At 69.9% G+C, this 18,774-nt stretch carries 13 protein-coding genes and 1 pseudogene; 11 read left to right on the top strand and 3 right to left on the bottom strand.

Annotation, left to right across the window (positions count from 1 at the left end; translation table 11 throughout):
- Positions 1-788: hypothetical protein (locus JWP28_RS19390; RefSeq protein WP_299545498.1), on the bottom strand; the 788-nt coding region annotated here is incomplete at its 3' end.
- A 337-nt stretch (positions 789-1,125) separates the two neighbouring features.
- Here JWP28_RS19390 and JWP28_RS19385 point away from each other — a divergent pair.
- From JWP28_RS19385 to JWP28_RS19365, 5 genes and pseudogenes are all read left to right on the top strand, one after another.
- Positions 1,126-1,290, top strand: a pseudogene (locus JWP28_RS19385) (ClpX C4-type zinc finger protein); the annotation flags it as partial.
- A gap of 377 nt (positions 1,291-1,667) precedes the next feature.
- Positions 1,668-3,455: a long-chain-acyl-CoA synthetase gene (locus JWP28_RS19380; protein ID WP_299545497.1), complete on the top strand. Its 1,788-nt coding sequence runs from the start codon at positions 1,668-1,670 to the stop codon at positions 3,453-3,455.
- A 14-nt stretch (positions 3,456-3,469) separates the two neighbouring features.
- Positions 3,470-4,780: an amidohydrolase gene (locus JWP28_RS19375; protein WP_299545496.1), complete on the top strand. Its 1,311-nt coding sequence runs from the start codon at positions 3,470-3,472 to the stop codon at positions 4,778-4,780.
- A gap of 78 nt (positions 4,781-4,858) precedes the next feature.
- Positions 4,859-6,724 carry an excinuclease ABC subunit UvrC gene (uvrC, locus tag JWP28_RS19370; RefSeq protein WP_299545495.1) on the top strand — a complete coding sequence of 622 codons (1,866 nt, stop codon included), beginning with the start codon at positions 4,859-4,861 and terminating at the stop codon, positions 6,722-6,724.
- A 27-nt stretch (positions 6,725-6,751) separates the two neighbouring features.
- Positions 6,752-7,153, top strand: coding sequence for a nuclear transport factor 2 family protein (locus JWP28_RS19365; protein WP_299545494.1), 402 nt, complete (start codon positions 6,752-6,754; stop codon positions 7,151-7,153).
- A gap of 12 nt (positions 7,154-7,165) precedes the next feature.
- Here JWP28_RS19365 and JWP28_RS19360 read toward each other — a convergent pair whose 3' ends face one another.
- The gene (locus JWP28_RS19360; protein WP_299545493.1) at positions 7,166-8,050 is read right to left on the bottom strand and encodes an NAD(P)-dependent oxidoreductase; all 885 of its coding nucleotides are present in this window, start codon (positions 8,048-8,050) and stop codon (positions 7,166-7,168) included.
- A 398-nt stretch (positions 8,051-8,448) separates the two neighbouring features.
- Here JWP28_RS19360 and JWP28_RS19355 point away from each other — a divergent pair, with 398 nt between their 5' ends.
- Positions 8,449-8,688: a hypothetical protein gene (locus tag JWP28_RS19355; protein ID WP_299545492.1), complete on the top strand. Its 240-nt coding sequence runs from the start codon at positions 8,449-8,451 to the stop codon at positions 8,686-8,688.
- A gap of 238 nt (positions 8,689-8,926) precedes the next feature.
- On the opposite strand, the gene JWP28_RS19350 is transcribed toward JWP28_RS19355, so the two are convergent.
- On the bottom strand, positions 8,927-11,653 hold the full coding sequence (locus JWP28_RS19350) for a TonB-dependent receptor (RefSeq protein WP_299545491.1): 2,727 nt from the start codon (positions 11,651-11,653) through the stop codon (positions 8,927-8,929).
- A gap of 264 nt (positions 11,654-11,917) precedes the next feature.
- Between JWP28_RS19350 and JWP28_RS19345 the strand changes: the two genes are divergently transcribed.
- From JWP28_RS19345 to JWP28_RS19325, 5 genes are all read left to right on the top strand, one after another.
- The gene (locus JWP28_RS19345) at positions 11,918-12,676 is read left to right on the top strand and encodes a GntR family transcriptional regulator (RefSeq protein ID WP_299545490.1); all 759 of its coding nucleotides are present in this window, start codon (positions 11,918-11,920) and stop codon (positions 12,674-12,676) included.
- 79 nt (positions 12,677-12,755) lie between these two features.
- Positions 12,756-13,766 (top strand): SIS domain-containing protein, encoded by a 1,011-nt coding sequence (locus tag JWP28_RS19340; RefSeq protein WP_299545499.1) that lies wholly within the window; start codon positions 12,756-12,758, stop codon positions 13,764-13,766.
- Positions 13,766-14,956: an N-acetylglucosamine-6-phosphate deacetylase gene (gene nagA / locus JWP28_RS19335; protein ID WP_299545489.1), complete on the top strand. Its 1,191-nt coding sequence runs from the start codon at positions 13,766-13,768 to the stop codon at positions 14,954-14,956. The genes JWP28_RS19340 and nagA overlap by 1 nt, the downstream gene beginning before the upstream one ends.
- The gene (locus JWP28_RS19330) at positions 14,949-17,294 is read left to right on the top strand and encodes a family 20 glycosylhydrolase (protein ID WP_299545488.1); all 2,346 of its coding nucleotides are present in this window, start codon (positions 14,949-14,951) and stop codon (positions 17,292-17,294) included. Before nagA ends, JWP28_RS19330 begins: the two co-directional genes overlap by 8 nt.
- On the top strand, positions 17,284-18,774 hold a 1,491-nt coding region (locus tag JWP28_RS19325), incomplete at its 3' end, for a glucose PTS transporter subunit IIA (RefSeq protein ID WP_299545487.1). The genes JWP28_RS19330 and JWP28_RS19325, both read left to right, overlap by 11 nt.

The following is an 18,774-nucleotide window of genomic DNA, read 5'->3' as shown; positions in this document are numbered from 1 at the left end:
TGCGCGGGCGGCGGCACGTTCATCAGCGGGGCGGCCTGCGGCGTCGGCGCGGAAGGAGCCGGCGCGGTGGCGCTGGCGTCGGCGCTCACGTCCGCAGCGCTACGGCTGGCCGGACGGGCCCGCGCCGTAACGGTGCGGTGCGCGGCGGCCGGAGCCGAGCTGCGCGCCGTCGTGGTGGTCGTCGTCGTGCTGTGGGTCGTCGCGGGCGGGGTCGCCGAAGCGGCGGTCGAGGCGCCGGGCATGGCGGCCGGCGGCGTGCTCGGCGGCGCGGTCGCCTGGGTCAGCTGATCGCTCGACGTATCGGTCGCCGCCGCGGTGGTCGTAGTGGTGGTGGTCGGCGAGCCGGGGGTCAGTTGGGCGATGCCGCTGTCATGCGGCTGGGTGTAGTACCAGCCGGCCGCGCCCAGGCCGCCCAGCAGGATGATGCCCGCGGCGATCGCCACCGCGCCGCTGCCCTTGCGGCGCGCGGTGACGCCGGCGTAGCTGGGCGTGCCGGCGAACATGCTTTCGCCCGCCTGGTTGTCGGTGGGTTGGCTCTCGGTCGGCTGGGCCGAGCCCGTGGGCCCGATCGGATCGAACGCGTAGGCGCCCGGCTCGGCGGCTGCGGTGGTCGTCTCGGGTTCCGAAGCGAAACTGCGGGGCTCCTCGGCCACCCGGCTCGTGCGGCCGCCGCCGAAGCCGCGGCGCTTCTTGCCGCGCTCCCAGGCGGGGACCGGCGCAAACATCGGGCTGTCCGACTCGTTCGTCGTCGGACTGTTGTCGGGGGTCGCGGAGAAATCGATGGTCATCGTCTGGTCCCTCCAAGGGAAAATGTCTAGACGACCGAAACGGCAAAGATCGAAGCAGGTTCCGAGATTGAAACCCGGCAGCTTGACCATTGGCGATCTATATTCGATGCAAGAACAGTCCAGGAATTGCCGCAATATTCTTTGATTACAGAGCTATGGCGTGACAACGCCGCTGGTATTCTTTTCGACCATGGCGGGTTTCTGGCCCGCCTCGCCCAGAAATGACCTTATTTCTATAACCGTCCGACCGACGGCCTACGCGTCAGGATCTCCTTGACAGGACCCATTGTGTCAGGGAAACGCTGACAGACAAGAACATCCTGACAGGAAGCCCGCCATGGCCAAGGCCGCGAAGTTCAAAGGGGTGTTTGGAGAGAAGGCCCCGAAGACATTCTATTGCTCGTTCTGTCTCAAGTCGCAGCACGAGGTCGAGAAGCTGATCGCCGGCCCTGGCCTGGTGATGATCTGCGACGCCTGCGTGGGCATGTGCCAGGAGTACCTGGCCGGCCGCACGCCCGACCTCTCCGGCTTTCCGGCGCCCAAGGACTTGCCCACCGAGCGGCTGATCGCCCAGCTCCCGGGCGTCGAGGCCACCGTCCGCGGCAAGCGCACCCAGCTGCAGTGGGTGGTCGACGAGCTGCGCCGCCGCGAGATCAGCTGGGCCGACATCGGCCAGGCGCTCGGCATTTCCCGCCAGTCGGCCTGGGAGCGGTTTTCGTAAACCTCCGCTTAAGGATGTTCGTAAATCCTCGATTAAGGATTTGTGGCCCCGGCGCCGCGTTTCACCGCCGCCTCCGGGATGCGGCCAAACGCGCGTCCGCAATAACTTGACCCCGCCCGCGCCGCATCCGCAAGTTGGGCGCGAAGTCGGAGGGACGAATGCCGCTCAAGGCCAAGCTTCAGCGCGAGTGGCGTTTTCTGCGTGGGCTGAATCGGACACTGAAGGCGGTGAAGTCGATCGCCCCGGACAGCCCCAACCTGATTTGCGACGATCTGCAGGAGGCGGTCGACAAGTGGCGCGACCGCAGCGCCATGACCTTCGAGGGGCGTACGCTCACCTACGCAGAGCTCGACGCCATGGCCAACCGCTTCGCCCACTGGGGCAAGGGGCTGAACCTGCGCCGCGGCCAGACGGTGGCGCTCTTCATGCCCAACCGGCTGGAGTACTTCGCGGTCTGGTACGGGCTGTCGAAGATCGGCGTGGTCACCGCCCTGATCAACAACCAGCTTTCCAGCCTGGCGCTGGCCCACTGCCTCAACATCTCCGCCGCCAGCGCCATCATCGTCGACGCCGAGACCTCGCCGGTGTTCGAGGCCGCCAAGGGCCTGCTCGAAAAGCCCCTGTCGCAGTGGATCCTGGGCCCCGCCCACGGCGACCAGCGCGACCTTGTCCAGGCGCTGAAGAGCTGCAGCCAGCTGCCGCCCGACAAGGGGGTCCGCAACGACATCCGCGCCCGCGACACCGCGCTCTTGATCTTCACCTCCGGCACCACAGGCATGCCCAAGGCGGCCCGCATCACCCACGTGCGCGCCCAGCTCTACATGCGCGGCTTCGCCGGCGCGACCGGGGCCAAGGCCTCCGACCGCATCTACGTGGCCCTGCCGCTCTACCACGCCACCGGCGGCCTCTGCGCGCTGGGCGCGGCGCTGCTGACCGGCGGCTCGGTCTTCCTGCGCCGCAAGTTCTCCGCCAGCCACTTCTGGGGCGAAGCGGCCGACGAGGGCTGCACCATGTTCGTCTACATCGGCGAACTCTGCCGCTACCTGGTCAACCAGCCGCCCGGCGACGACGAAACCCGCCACAAGATCCGGCTGGCCTTCGGCAACGGCCTGCGCCCCGACATCTGGCCGGTGATGAAACAGCGCTTCCGCATCCCGGACATCCTGGAGTTCTACGGTTCGACCGAGGGCAACGTCTCGATGTTCAACTTCGACGGCCGCGAGGGCGCCGTCGGCCGGGTGCCCAAGTGGCTGCGCAGCCGCTTCAACGTCCGCCTGGTCCAGTTCGACGTCGAGACAGAGCAGCCGATCCGCGGACCCGACGGCCTGTGCATCGAGGCGGGCCCCGGCCAGATCGGCGAGTGCGTCGGCCATATCGGCGGCGACGCGCGCTCGGAGTACACGGGCTACGTCGACAAGGCGGCGTCCGAGAAGAAGGTGCTGCGCGACGTCTTCGAGAAGGGCGACGCCTGGTTCGCCACCGGCGACCTGATGAAGACCGACGCCGACGGCTATTTCTACTTCGTCGACCGCATCGGCGACACCTACCGCTGGAAGGGCGAGAACGTCTCCACCAACGAGGTGGCCGAGCGCCTGCTGGCCTGTCCCGGGGTGCAGGAAGCCAACGTCTATGGCGTCGCCGTGCCAGGCGCCGAGGGCCGCGCCGGCATGGCGGGCCTGGTGGTGGGCGCCGACTTCGACATCAAGACGTTCGGCGAGGGCGTGGCCCGCGAGCTGCCGCCCTACGCCCAGCCGCTGTTCGTGCGCATCCTGCCGCACATCGAGACCACCGGCACCTTCAAGGCCCGCAAGATGGACCTGATCGCCGACGGCTTCGATCCGGGCAAGATCAAGGGCCCGCTGTTCTTCCACGACGCCAAGCGCGGCTATGTGAAGGTCACCAAGGGCGTCTATGAGAAGATCGCCGCGGGCGTCGTGAAGGTCTGACGAGGGGGATTTGAATGCGGAAGCTGCTGCCGGCCCTGGCCGTGCTCCTGGCCATGGGCACGTCGGCCCACGCCCGCGACGTGGCGGCCGACAAGGCGGCGATCGACGCCGGGCTGGACCGCGGCTACGCCCACCTCGACGCCCTCTACAAGGACATCCACCAGTACCCCGAGCTGGGCATGCAGGAGGTGCAGACCGCCGCCAAGCTCGCCAGGGAGATGCGCGCCCTCGGCTTCGAGGTCACCGAGCATTTCGGCGGCACGGGGATCGTGGCGATCTACAAGAACGGTCCCGGGCCCCTGGTCCTGGTGCGCACCGAGCTCGACGCCCTGCCGATGGAAGAGAAGACCGGGCTGCCCTACGCCAGCCACGTCGTCGCCGACTATCATGGCAAGCCCACGCCGGTGGACCACAGCTGCGGCCACGACATCCACATGGCCGCATGGGTGGGGGCCGCCCAGGCGCTGGTCGCCATGAAGAGCCAGTGGCGCGGCACGCTGATGTTCATCGGCCAGCCCGCCGAGGAGACCACCGAGGGCGCACGGGCCATGGTCGCCGCGGGCCTGTTCCAGAAGTTCGGCATGCCGGACTACGCGTTCGCCCAGCACGTGGGCCCGGCGCCCTTTGGCACGCTCGCCTACCGGCCCGGCGTCAACAGCTCGAACTCCGACAGCCTGGAGATCACCTTCAAGGGCCGCGGCGGCCACGGCTCGATGCCCGACCTGACCATCGACCCGGTGATCGAGGCGGCGCGCTTCACCATGGACGTCCAGACGGTGATCAGCCGCGAGAAGCCGGCGGGCGCCTTCGGCGTCATCACCGTGGGCGCGATCCAGAGCGGCAGCGCCGGCAACATCATCCCCGACAGCGCCATCCTGCGCGGCACCATCCGCACCTTCGACGGCAAGGTGCGCGAGAAGATGCTGGACGGCATCCGCCGCACGGCCAGCGCGGTCGCCGCCATGTCCGGCGCGCCGGCGCCCAGCGTGGATATCGTGGTCGGCGGCCGGGCGGTGATCAACGAGCCGGCGCTGACCGACCGCACCGCCGCCGTCTTCAGGGCGGCGTTCGGCGACAAGGCCCAGCTGCAGCCCGAGCCGGGCTCGCCCAGCGAGGACTATTCGGAGTTCGTCAACGCCGGCGCCACGCACTCGCTGTTCTGGGGCTTCGGCGGCTACGACCCCAAGACCATCGCCGCGGCCGAGGCCAAGGGCGGGCACGTCCCGGGCAACCACAACCCCTATTTCGCCCCCACCCCCGAGCCCACCATCCGCTTCGGCGTCGAGGCCATGACGCTGGCCGTCCTCAACGTCCTGGGGAGCTGAGCCGCCTCCCCCCCGAGCGCGGCGAGAGAGGCGTCTTCGGCCCCTGCGCGCGCCGCCGGACTCGCCTATATCTGCGCCATGCCGACCGACGTCACCGAGGCCCCGCTCAGGGGCGCCGCGCTCATCAAGGACGAGGTGAAGCGCCTGCCCGACCGGCCGGGCGTCTACCGCATGATCGGCGACGAGGGCGAGGTGCTCTACGTCGGCAAGGCGCGCTCGCTGAAGAAGCGGGTGCTGCAATACGCGCAGGGCCGCTTCCACACCCAGCGCATCGCCCACATGGTCGACCTGACGCGCGCCATGGAGTTCGTCACCACCCGCACCGAGACTGACGCCCTGCTGCTCGAGATCAATCTGATCAAGCAGCTGAAGCCGCGCTTCAACGTCCTGCTGCGCGACGACAAGTCGTTCCCGGAGATCGTCATCCGCCGCGAGCACGCCGCCGCCCAGCTGCGCAAGCACCGCGGCGCCCACACCATCAAGGGCGACTACTTCGGCCCCTTCGCCAGCGCCTGGGCGGTGAACCGCACGCTGAACACCCTGCAGAAGGCCTTCCTGCTCCGCTCCTGCTCCGACAGCGTCTACGAGAGCCGCACCCGGCCCTGCATGCTGCACCAGATCCGCCGCTGCTCGGCGCCCTGCACGGGCCTCATCGGCCTCGACGACTACAACGCCCTCGTCGAGGAAGCCGGCGCCTTCCTGCGCGGCAAGAGCCGGGCCGTCATGCAACGCATGTCTGCGGAGATGCAGACCTTGTCCGACGACATGGAGTTCGAGCGCGCCGCGCGCCTGCGCGACCGCATCCGGGCGCTGGCCTCCATCGCCCAGGAGCAGCAGATCAATCCCGAAACCGTCGACGAGGCCGACGTCTTCGCGCTCTTCGCCGAGGGCGGCCAGGCCTGCGTGCAGGTGTTCTTCTTCCGCGCCGGCCAGAACTGGGGCAACCGCGCGTATTTCCCCCGCGTCGACAAGTCCGACGATGACCCCGAGGTGATGGCCGCCTTCCTCGGCCAGTTCTACGACGACAAGCCGATCCCCAAGCTGATCCTGGTCAACACCGAGCCGGCGGAGCGGGAGCTGCTGCAGGACGCCTTTGCGCTGAAAGGCGGCCGCAAGGTGGAGATCGCCCGGCCGCAGCGGGGCGAGAAGCGCCAGCTGGTCGAGCACGCCGTCATCAACGCGCGCGAAGCGCTTGGGCGAAAAATGGCCGAGAGCTCGGCGCAGACCAAGCTCTTGGCCGGCGTCTGCGAAGCCTTCGGCCTGGAGGCGCAGCCGGAGCGGATCGAGGTCTACGACAACTCCCACATCATGGGGACCAACGCGGTCGGCGGCATGATCGTCGCCGGCCCCGAGGGCTTCCAGAAGTCGCAGTACCGCAAGTTCAACATCAAGGGGACCGAGCTCACCCCCGGCGACGACTACGGCATGATGAAGGAGGTGCTGCGCAGGCGGTTCTCGCGCCTGGTCAAGGAGGAGGAGGCCGGCGAGCCCGCCCCGCGCCCGGACCTGGTGCTGATCGACGGCGGCGCCGGCCAACTGGCCGCGGCGCTGGAGGTCATGGCCGACCTCGGCGTCGACGACATCGCGGTGGTGGGCGTCGCCAAGGGCCCCGACCGCGACGCGGGCCTGGAGCGGTTCTTCATGCCCGGCAAGCCGCCCTTCATGCTCGAACCCAAGTCGCCGGTGCTCTACTACCTGCAGCGCCTGCGCGACGAAGCCCACCGCTTCGCCATCGGCACCCACCGCACGCGGCGCACCATGGAGATGAAGCGCAATCCCCTCGACGAGATCGAAGGCGTCGGACCCGGCCGCAAGCGGGCGCTGCTGCACGCGTTTGGGTCGGCGCGGGGGGTGAGCCGCGCGTCGGTTGACGATCTGGCGAAGGTGGAGGGGGTGAGCCAACCGCTGGCCGAACGCATCTACGGCTTCTTCCGCAAGGCGTAGGGCCGAGGCTTAACAGAGGAGGTCATCATGTCCGAAAACCAAGCCAAACAACCCCCCGCCCAAAGCGGCGACGATAATGCGCTGCTGGAAGCAAATCTCGAACGGGTCTTCAACGAGCGGGACGCCGAGCGTCGGCTGGCGGCGATCGGCGACCTCTACACCCGAGATGCGGTATTGTATGAGCCGGACGGCGCCGTGAGCGGCCATGCGGCGATTTCCGATACGGTAGGCAAGCTGCTCGGCACCCTGGGGCCCGGCTTCCTGTTCACGCCCGACGGCGCCGCAGCGGGCCATCACGGCCTCGGCTATGCGCGGTGGACTGGCGGATCCAAAGGCGGGCCGGTGGTGGTCACCGACATGGACGTGGGACGCTTCGAGGGCGGTCGAATCACCGCGCTCCATGTGTTCATCGATCCCCCCAAGGCCTGAAGCGCCTGCCGCTCAGCGCCCGGCCTCCAACCCCGCACGGCGGGCGGCGACGGCGGCGATGGCCGACCAGTCCTTGTCCCGGTCTCCGTGCCCGATCGCATCGATGAAGTTGTCGCGCAGCACGCTCGCGAAGGGCAGGGGCGCGCCGACCGCCTCGCCGGCCTCCAGCGCCAGGCGAACGTCCTTCAGGCCCAGCGGCAGCTTGAAGTTCGCCGGCTCGTAGCGCTGCTCCACGATCATCGGGCCATAGGTCTTGTAGGCGGGCGCGGCGAACAGGCTGCCGGTCAGCACCTCCATGAGGATCTGGGGATCGAGGTCGTAGCGGCGCGCCAGGGCGAACGCCTCCGCCATCGTCTCGATCGCCGAGGCCAGGGTGAAGTTGCAGGCCAGCTTGGCAAGGTTGGCCAGGTGGGGCTGGTCGCCGATCGGCCATATGCGCTTGCCGAGCGCGTCCAGCAGCGGCTGCACGCGAGCGACGGCGTCGGGGCGGCCTGCCACCAGGATGTTCAGCTCGCCGGCTGCGGCCACGTCGGGCCGGCCGAGCACCGGGGCCGCGACGTAGCCGATCCCCGCCGCCTCGTGGGCCCGCTCCAGCTCCTGGGCGAAGGCGACCGAGATCGTCGACGACACCACATGCACCAGCCCCCGGTGGGCCCCAGCGAGCAGGCCTTGATCCAGGATCACCTCGCGCACCACGTCGTCGGCCGACAGCATGGTGATCACCGCGTCCGCATCGAACGCCTCGCCGGGCGCCGCCACCACCTCGGCGCCGTCCCGTCCCAGGTCTTCGGAAGCCGCCCACGACCGGTTCCAGACCCGCACGCGATGGCCGGCCTTGATCAGGTTGCGAGCCATGCCCGAGCCCATGTGGCCCAGACCGATGAAGCCGACGTCCATGGCCGATGCTCCCTGCTGCGCTGTCCGCAACCCGATCTTGCGCCTCCCGCAGCGGCCCTCCAAGCGTGGCCGGGGCAAAGCGCGCGTCACCCGCGTCGACGACCAATGCAAATCAGATCCTCCCCCAGGGCGAAGCCCGATTGAGGGGGAGGTGGCTCGGCGCACGGCGCCGAGACGGAGGGGGTTGCAGCCCACTCCCCGCACCGCCGCGGCCTGCCCCGGCGCGCCCGTTCAATTCCGCTGTTCGAGATAGCCCAGGATCGTCCGCGTTGCGTCGTCCACATCGTTGAGGACCAACGACGCCGGCAGCCGAAGCGTGGCGATCCCACGCGTCAGCAGCCATGCGTCCCGGCGCTCGTCCCGGACGCCTGAAGCCGACGGAGCCGCCCGAGCCGCCGGTGATGCGGACCCTCCTGGTGCGCGACTTCCAGGTCGAGACGCACCCGCAGACCGGCCAGCGCCGCGTGGTCAGCTACCGCCCCGACCCGCACACCATGAAGCCGGTGCGCACCGGCGAAGGTTCCTGGACCGACCCGCCCGACCCCGTCGCCAAGCTGGCCGCCATCGAGGCCCTGGGCGCGCAGCGCGCGACGGCGCAGGCGCCGGTCGATCCCGACGACCCGGAGGGCTGGTGCTAGCGTGCTGGATTTGAAGTTCGCCGTCTTCACGGGCCACGCGCCGAGCGAACTTCAAATCCAAGAAAGCACACTAGAAACATACACTTGCTAGTGTCCTTATCGATTCCGAAGTTCGCCAAAGCCAGCCGCAAGCGCTTGCGAACTTCGGAATCAGGACAATAGCGGACAAAGAAAAGGCGGAGCGGCAAGCCGCTCCGCCTCAGGCTTGGCCTTGGGGAGGAGACCCAGGGCCGGGGATTCAGTACCGGACCCGCAGGCCGAAGAAGAGCTGCGTGCCGTTTTCGTAGACCGCGCGCGGCTGGCTCTTGTTCAGCGCGTAGTATTTCAGGTTGCTGTCGGTGATGTTCAGGGCGTCGAAGGTCAGCTCGAGGTTCTTGTTGATCCGATAGCTGATCGAGCCGTCCAGCTGGCCGTAGTTGTCCTGGTTCTCCGCGGCGCTGCGGTCGAGGCCGACGAAGAAGTGCGACCGGTAGGTGTAGGCCAGGCGCGCGCTGATGCCGGCGTTCTCGTAGTAGCCCACCAGGTTGGCGGTATAGCGCGAGGTGCCCACCAGCGGATTGCCGTCGGCGTCGTGCGAGTCGACGTAGGTGGCGTTGGCCTGGAAGCCGAAGTTGTAGGGCAGCGGCTGCTGCACCTGCAGCTCGACGCCCTTGACCTCGCCGCTGGTGTTGGTCGGCGACGAGATGGAGTAGCTCGAGTAGATCGGCGCCCCCGCCTTAGACAAGAACGAGTTCAGGTAGACGGCGTTGGAGGTGCCGAAGGTCACGTAGGACGAGAGGTCCTGGTAGAAGACGCTGATCGCCGCCAGCGATGTCGGCGCGTAATACCACTCCAGGGCCGCGTCATAGACCGCCGCCTTGATCGGCTTCAGGTTCGGGTTGCCGCCGTTGCCGGTGAGCGTCACGTCGTTGAGCGACACGGTGCCGCCGAGCGCGCTGAAGTCGGGCCGCGACATGGTCTCCGCCGCCGAAGCGCGCAGGAACAGGGTGTAGCTGAGGTCGAACGTCATGTTCAGGCTGGGAAGGACGTCGGTGTAGGTGTGGCTGACGTCGTTGATGTAGTACGGGCCATAGGCCGACGAGGTAATGTCGCCGGCATGGGTGCCGGACGGCTCGGACACGTTGACGAATGCGTTTTCCTCGGTCCGGACGACCCGGACGCCGAAGTTGCCGCGCCAGCCCTCGCCGCCGACCCTGGCCATCACGTAGCCGGCCCAGTCCTTTTCGGTGACCTTGAAGGCGCCCGGCCAGTAGTAGTTCTGCGGCTGCACGATCGACGAGATCGGTCCGTGCACGCCGTCGGTGATGCCGTTGAGGATCGAGACGATGGTGGCCGGATTGCCGGCGATGGGGATCAGCAGGCCGGGGATGCCGAGCGCGCCGGAGTTGTAGCCGCTGGGATAGGGCGTCGGATTGGTCGCCGAGAACGGCTGCGGCGGCGATGTCCAGCACTGGCCGTTGGCGCCCAGCGAGCAGCCACGGTCCCAGCCGTCCACCTGGCGGGTGTGGTCGGCGTAGCGGATGCCGAACGAAACGTCCTTGAACACGCCATGGTCGAGCACGAAGTCGCCGTCGATCTTGCCGTAGACCTCCTTGTCCACGGAGGTGAAGGTCTCGTTCCAGGCCCAGTCGTTGGCCAGGCCGGCCGGGCTCTGCGGATTGATGTTGGCCGGCGTCACCGCCCAGCCGTTGCCGGACGGGGCGTAGGAAATGGCCGTGGCCCCGTCGACTTCGTAGGCGGGCTCGGTGGGCGTGCTGCCCACGCCGTGGGTGTAGCCGATCTGGCCCTTGAAAGTCAGGTTGTCGGTGGCGCGGAAGTCGCCGTCGAGATTGTAGTAGTAGCTCTCGCCGCTGGCGTTGGGCCGGATGATGTTGTCGACCACCAGGCCGTTCACCGGGGTTCCGGCCGGGCCGATCAGCGGGAAGCTGGCCGAGGTCAGGGTGTTGTTCTTGACCGTGAAGGCGGTCGGCGAGTTGTTGTTGAGCTCGTTGGAGCCCCAGTACATGTAGTTGTCGTTGTGGTTGGTGGCGTCGAGCTTCGAGTAGAAGCCGTCGAGCCGCAGCTCGAAGCGGTCGTTGGGCCGCCATTGCACCATCAGGTCGCCGCCCTTCCGCTTGCGCTCCTGCTGGAAGAGGCTCGAGCCGATCAGCGTCGGCGCCCAGACCCCGTTCAGTTCGGGATGGCTGATGCCGGTTTGCATCTGGCTGGTGGGGGTGCCATCGATCTTGGTGTAGCCTAGGGTCTCCTGCCCGAACCGTTCGACGCTGCGCTCCTCGTAGAAGCCCTGCACCAGGGCGCCGAAGGTGCCCGCCTCGTTCTGCCAGGAGGCCAGGCCGCTGGCCTGCGGCTTGGTCGACTTGGTGAGCGAGTTCCAGACCCCCTGCAGCGAGCCCTGGAGCGTCAGCGGCTGGTGCAGGTCGAGGGGCCGGCGCGTGATGATGTCGACGGCGCCGGAGACGCCGCCTTCCAGGAGGGCCGCGTCCTGGGTCTTGTAGACCTTGGTCGTCGCGACGATCTCCGAGGGCAGCAGGGTGAAGCTTACGCTGCGGCCGACCGTGGAGAATTGGTCGAGGATGAACCAGTCGCCGGTGGAAATGGAGTGCCCGTTGACCGTCACCTGGGTGAGGCTGGGCGAGGTGCCGCGAATGGACACCCGGTCGTTCTCGTCGAAGCCGCCCTCGCCGCTCGCGGCCGAGGTGGTGTTGACCCCAGGGATCCGCTGCAAGGCATCGGCGACGTTCTTGTCGGGCAGCTTGCCGATGTCGTCGGACGAGATCACGTCGATCTGGTCGTCGCTGGCGCGCTTGAGCTCGATGGCCCGCTGCAGCGATTCGCGGATGCCGGTGACCACCACCTCGCCGACCGTGGCGGGCGGAGCGTCGGCGGCCATCGCCGGCGCCGCAGCCCCCAGAGCCAATGCGACCGCGCTCACCGAACCGGCCAGGATACGCCTACGTATGTCCATCGATTCTCTCCCCGAATCGGATCGCCTAGTTGGCGATGCCGCCATAGGTCCAGTTCAATACCAATGAAGCCTGATTTGACGGCCAATCAGCGAACCACGACCCACCCATTCACACAGCTGTCATCAACCACGACGGAATTGCAAGCCCAAATACGGTCCTCTTGCGGACCAATCAAATATTGATATGCAACTGGTATTATGATGTGGCACAAAGTGCACAGCGCCCCTGCGGAAAGCAGGCGCCCAGCAAGAGGACCAAAGGCCTTGGCGTCGTTCTCCGAACTCGTCGGCAGTCTCGATGAGCAGAACCGCGCTCCGCTGTATCAGCAGCTGAAGCACGCGCTGCGCGACGCCATCGAGGACAACCGGCTGGCGGCCGAGGAGGCCCTGCCGCCGGAGCGCGAGCTGGCCGAGGAATTCGGCATCTCCCGGATCACCGTACGCAAGGCGCTGGACGCCCTGGTGGGCGAGGGCATGCTGACCCGCCGGCAAGGCGCCGGGACCTTCGTCGCCGCCCGCGGCGAGACCCGGGTGGAGAAGAGCTTCTCGAAGCTGTCGTCCTTCTCGGAAGACATGATTTCGCGCGGCCGGCGGCCCGAAAGCGTCTGGCTGAGTCGGTCGTCCGGCACGGTGACGCCTGAGGAGGCCCTGACGCTGGGGCTGAGCCCTGGAACCCGGGTCTACCGCTTCAACCGCATCCGCTACGCCGACGGCGAGCCGATGGCGCTGGAGTACTCCACGGTGGCCGGCTTCTGCCTGCCCAGCGAAGCCGCCGTCGGGGAGTCGCTCTACGAGGCCCTCGAACAGCACTCCGTCCGCCCGGTTCGCGCGCTGCAGCGGCTGCGGGCGATCCTATTCACCGGCGAGCGGGCCAAGCTGCTGGGGATCGACGACGGCGCGCCCGGCCTGCTGATCGAGCGGCGCAGCTTCCTCAAGGATGGACGCCCGGTGGAGGTCACCAAGTCCTACTACCGCGGCGACGCCTACGACTTCGTCGCAGAGCTCAACACCTCGGCGTCCTGACTTGAGTGCGGGAGTAGCAACCTTGGGTGCGAAGCCCCCGCCCGGACCTGTCGACCCCGCCGCGGCGGAAGCCACGCGGATGTTCCGTGAGGCCGCCGAGGCGCCGGGCCTGGTGCGCGCGCAGCTGGAGCGGAACGCCCTGATCGTCCGGGCGCTGGCCGCGGAACTGCGCGCGACGCCGCCTCGGGCGGTGGTCACCTTCGGCCGCGGCAGCTCCGACCACGCCGCAACCTTCCTGCGCTACCTGATCGAGACCCGGCTCGGGGTGATGACCGCCTCGGCCTCGCCCTCGGTGAGCTCGGTCTACGAAGCCTCGCCGGGCATGGAGGGCATGCTCTGCCTGGTGATCTCCCAATCCGGCCGCAGCCCGGACCTGCTGGCCTCCGCCCAGGCCGCCGCGGCGGCGGGCGCGCGGGTGGTGGCCCTGGTGAACGACGAGGCCTCGCCGCTCGCCGCCCAGGCCGACCTGACGATCCCGCTGCTGGCCGGCCCCGAGCTCAGCGTCGCGGCGACCAAGTCCTACATCGCCGCCCTGACGGCGGCCGCCCAGCTGGTCGCCTTCTGGCTGCAGGACGCCGCCCTGATCGCGGCCCTGGACGGCCTCCCGGACCTGCTCGCTGACGCCTGGACCCGGCGATGGGACGCCGCCCAGACGCGGCTGGTCGACGCTCGGAACCTCTATGTGCTTGGCCGCGGGGTCGGGTTCGGCGTCGCCCAGGAAGCCGCGCTGAAGTTCAAGGAGACCTGTGGCCTGCACGCCGAGGCGTTCAGCGCCGCGGAACTGCATCACGGGCCGATGGCGCTGGTGGGGCCGGGCTTCCCGATCCTGGCCTTCGCCCAGGACGACGAGACGCGCGCCGGCGTCGAAAGCGCGGTCGCGGCCTGCGTCAACAAGGGCGCCGAGGTGATGATGGTGGGCGGATCGGATCAGCCGGGAGTCTGCCGGCTGCCCGCGCCCAGCGCCCATCCGGTCCTCGAGCCCATCGCCTTCGTGCAGAGCTTCTATCGCATGGCCTGCGAACTGGCGGTGGCCCGCGGCTACAATCCCGACCGTCCGCCGCATCTCTCCAAAGTCACCGAAACCACCTGATGGACCTCGCGCTCGTCAATGGCCGGGTGATGACCGACCGCGGGCTCGAAGAGGGCCTGGCGGTGCGGGTGAGCGGCTCGCAGATTATCGCCGTCGGCCCTGCCGCGACGGTGGCGGGGGACGCGCGACTGCGTGACCTTGAGGGCGCGATCCTGCTGCCCGGCTTCATCGACATCCAGGTCAACGGCGGCGGCGGAGCGCTGTTCAACGCCGATCCCACTGCGGAGACCATCGCGGCGATCGGCCAGGCGCATCGCCAGTTCGGGACCACCGGCTTCCTGCCGACCCTGATCAGCGACGACCTGCTGGCCGTCTCGGCCGCGATCGCCGCGACCCGCGACGCCATCGCCCGCCAGATCCCGGGCGTGCTGGGCGTGCACATCGAAGGCCCGTTCCTCAATCCGAAGCGCAAGGGCATCCACGAGCTCAGCAAGCTGCGGCGGATCGACGAGCCGGCGTTCGAACTGCTGACCTCTCTGGAGACCGGCCGCACCCTGGTGACCCTGGCGCCGGAAACCACCAGCCCCGAGATGATCGGACGGCTGGTCGGCGCCGGCGTGGTGGTCTCCGCCGGCCACACCAACGCCGGCTACGCCACCGTGCGCGCGGCGCTCGATCGGGGACTGTCGGGCTTCACCCACCTGTTCAACGCCATGTCGCCGCTGACCAGCCGCGAGCCGGGCGTGGTGGGCGCCGCGCTGGAGGATGCCGCCAGCTGGTGCAGCCTCATCGTTGACGGCCACCACGTCGATCCCGTGGTCCTGCGGGTCGCCCTGCGCTGCAAGCCGCACGACCGCTTCATCCTGATCACCGACGCCATGCCCTCGGTGGGCGCGGACTTCACCTCCTTCGTCCTGCAGGGCAAGACGATCACCGTGAAGAACGGGGTCTGCCTGGACGAGCACGGCACGCTGGCCGGCTCGGATCTCGACATGGCGGGCGCCGTGCGCAACGCCATGCGGCTGCTCGGCCTGGACCTGGCCGAGGCCTCGCGCATGGCCAGCCGCAACCCGGCCGATTTCCTCGGCCTTGGCGATGAGGTGGGCCGCATCGCCCCCGGATACCGCGCCGACCTGGTGCTGGTGGACGACGACATCCAGGTCCTCGACAGCTGGATCGGCGGTCAGGACCTTGCCCAGTCGCACGGGAACGGCGGCGGATCGTTGCGGGGCCGCGCAGGTCATGGCTAGGGCCCGCCGCGGTTCGCGGCTCGCGCTCGTACTGGCGCTTCTGCTCGGCGCGCCCAAGGCCGCGCTCGCGGCGGCTGAGCCGCAGGTCAACGTCATCCCGGCGCCGCTGTCGGTCGCCTCGGCGGCGGATCCCACGCCGGTCCTGATCGCGGACGGCGAGACGATCTTCGCCCCACGCGGCGATACGGCGGCGCTACAGATCGCGCGCGAGCTGAGCGACCTTGCCCTGAGCACCCGTGGCCTGACCTTGAAGCTGGCGGTGGGCGACGGCCCCGGGCCCAACACCCCGGAGATCGTCCTTGTACGGCAGCCCGGTCTGGGCCCCGAAGCCTACGCCCTCGATGTGAAACAAGGCCAGGCGCGGATCGCCGCCACTGGAGACGCTGGCCTGTTCTACGGGGCGGTCACGCTCTGGCAGCTGCTGACGCCGGACGCCGGTCGCGGGCCGGTCACCTTGGCGGCTGTCCGCATCGAGGACCGCCCGCAGTTCGCCTGGCGCGGCCTGTTGCTGGATTCGGCGCGGCACTTCCAGACACCCGCCGAGGTCGAGCAACTGATCGACTGGATGTCGTTGCACAAGCTCAACGTGCTGCACTGGCACCTGGTCGACGACCAGGGGTGGCGGCTGCAGATCCGCAAATACCCGCAGCTCACGGCGGTCGGCGCCTGGCGGACCCCGCCGGCCGGCTCCCCGGACGCGACCCCGGCGGGCGCCCGCTACGGCGGCTTCTATACCCAAGGCCAGGTGCGGGCGATCGTCGCCCACGCCGCCGCGCGGCACGTCACCATCGTTCCGGAAATCGAGATGCCGGGCCACGCGGTCTCGGCCCTGCTGGCCTATCCGCAGCTGGGCGCCGGCGGCCCCGCGCCTGCCGCGGCGCAGACCGACTGGGGCGGATTTCCCTACGTCTACAATGTCGACGACCGGACGTTCGGATTCCTCGAGGACGTCCTGACCGAGGTCATGGCCCTGTTCCCCGGGCGCTACATCCACGTGGGCGGCGACGAGGCGGCCAAGGAGCGTTGGAACAGCACGCCGCAGGCCCAGGCGCGGCTGCGCGCGCTCGGACAATCGGACCCGGCGGCGCTGCAGGCCGACTTCACGCGGCGGATCGCCGCCTTCCTGGAGGCCCACGGCCGCCGGTTGGTCGGCTGGGACGAGATCCTGCAGGGCGGCGAACTGCCAGCCGATGCGGTGGTGATGTCCTGGCACGGCGTCGACGGGGCGCTGGCCGCCGCGGCGAAAGGCCATGACGCGGTGCTGGCGCCGGCGCCGGTGCTCTATTTCGACAACCGGCCGGGTGAGGGCCCGCGCGAGCCGCCGGGCCGCGGGCCGCCGGTCACCTTGCGCGACGTCTACGCCTTCAACCCCCTGCCCGCGACGCTGACGCCGGAGGCCGCCGGCCATCTGCTGGGTCTGCAGGGCAATCTGTGGACGGAGCACGTGCGCACCGCCCCGCAGGTGCAGGCCATGACCTTCCCGAAGGCGGCGGCGGTGGCTGAGGTGGCGTGGTCGGCGCCCGGGCGGCGAGACTGGGAGGGCTTCGTCCGCCGGCTGCCGGCGCAATACGCACGCTATGCAGCCCTCGGGATAGGCGCCGACGCCTCGGCTGTGACGGTGCGCGTCGACGCCGCGCCGGCGGGCGCCGATGCGACGGTGACCCTGGGCTCGCAGCTGGGCCTTGGCGAAATGCGCTACACCACCGACGGGTCCGAGCCGGGGCCGGCCTCGCCGCTCTACGCCCAGGCCTTTGCGGTCAAGCTGCCGGCGCGGGTGCGCGCGGTCGCTTACCTCGACGGCGTCCGGCTGGGCCCGGTCGCCGACGCGCAGCTCGACGCCGCCTCGATCCGCCGTCGGGCCAGCCAGCAGCTTCGGCTGTGCAACGACAAGCTGCAGCTCAGCCTGGAGGGCGCCAGGACCGCCGACGGGCGCTCTCCGGCCTATCTGGTCAACCCGCAGGACGCCTGCTGGATCTATGCGGGCGCGGACCTGACGGGGATCGAACGCCTCACCGTCGCCTTCGCGCGGCTGCCGTTCAACTTCGGCCTCGACGCCGGCCACAACAGCGTCATCCTGCATCCGCCGCGGCAGCCGGCGGGCGAGCTGGAGGTCCGGCAGGACAGCTGCACGACCGATCCGATCGCCGTGGCCGCCCTGCCGCCCGGAACGGCCGGCAGCCACGCCGAGGTGAGCCTGCCGCTGCCGGCGCGCTCGGGCCGCCACGACCTGTGCTTCACCTTCACCTCGCTGGGCTTCGACCCGCTGCTCGCCCTCGACTGGGTGCAGCTCGCGCCGCCCGGGTCTGCCGCCGCCGGTCCCGCGCCCCGTGGCCGCTGACCTCGTCCTGCTCTCGCCGCTCGACGGCTGGGCCAGCAGCCTGGCCGAGGTGCCCGACCCGGTGTTCGCACAGGCCATGCTGGGCGACGGGATCGCCGTCGATCCGACCAGCGGCACGCTGCGCGCGCCCTGCGATGCGGTGGTCTCCTCCGTACATGCCGCCCGGCACGCGCTCAGCCTGCGCACCGCGGCCGGCGTCGAGATCCTGCTGCACATCGGCCTGGACACTGTGGCGCTGGGCGGCGAGGGCTTCGAGGCGCATGTCGCCGAGGGCCAGGCCGTGCGGGCCGGCGACCCGTTGATCGGCTTTGACCTCGACCGGCTGGCGCGGCGGGCGGCGAGCCTCGCCTCCCCCATGGTGATCACCGACGCCGCCGGGTTCACGATCGTCGCGCGCCATGCCGACCGGCTGGTGTCGGCCGGCGATCCCTTGCTGACGCTCAGCGCCAGCGCGGCGGCCGGGACGCCGGCCGCGACATCGGCGGGACCGAGGGCGCAGCGCTCTGTCGTCGTGCCCCTGGCGCATGGCCTGCACGCCCGCCCAGCCGCGCGGATCGCCCAGTGCGCGGCCGCCTACCGCGCCGAGGTGACCTTCGCCTGGGCCGGACGCGAGGCCAGCGCCCGCAGCCCCGTCGGCCTGATGGCGCTTGGCCTGGGCCATGGCGACGCGGCGATGCTGTCGGCCATCGGGCCGGACGCCGAGGACGCGCTCACCGCCATCGCCGCCCTGATCGAGGGCGGCATGGGCGAGGCCCGCACGCTCGCCCCGGCGCCGGCCCCCAGGCCGCCCGCGACTGCGCCGACCACCGACGGACTGCTCCATGGCGTCACCGCCGCGCCCGGGCTGGCGATCGGCGTTGCGGCGCGGCTGGTGCGGCCGGAGCTGACGGTCGCCGAGCAGGGCCAGGGCGTCAGCCACGAGCGCGCGGCGCTGACCGCAGCCCTCGCCGAAGTCACCCAGCAGATCGCGCAGGGCATGGCCCGCGAGCAGGACCCGACCCGCCGCGCCATCCTCGGCGCGCACGCCGCCTTCCTGGAGGACCCGACGCTCTCCGGGGAGGCCGAGCGCCTGATCGCCGAGGGCAAGAGCGCCGGCTATGCCTGGAGGGCGGCGGTCGGCGGCTTCGTCGACGCCCTGAGGAGCCTCGCCGACCGGCGGATGGCCGAGCGGGTCGACGACCTGATCGACCTGGAGCGCCGCGTGCTTTCGGTGCTGGCCGGCGACGCGGGCGCCGATCCGGAGCTGCCCGCGGGGGCCATCCTGCTGGCCGACGAGCTCTTGCCGTCGCAGCTGATGGCGATCCCGGCCGGGCGGCTGGCGGGTCTCTGCGTCGGCGGCGGCGGGCCCACCTCGCACGTGGCGATCCTGGCCGCCGCCATGGGCATCCCGGCGGTGGTCGCGGTCGGGCCGGGCCTCGCCGCCATCCCCGAGGGCGCGACCGTCATCCTCGACGCCGACGCCGCCACCCTGCAGGCCTCG

Source organism: Phenylobacterium sp., assembly GCF_028290885.1.
GTDB lineage: Bacteria > Pseudomonadota > Alphaproteobacteria > Caulobacterales > Caulobacteraceae > Phenylobacterium.
This window is presented reverse-complemented; position numbering and strand designations above follow the sequence as displayed.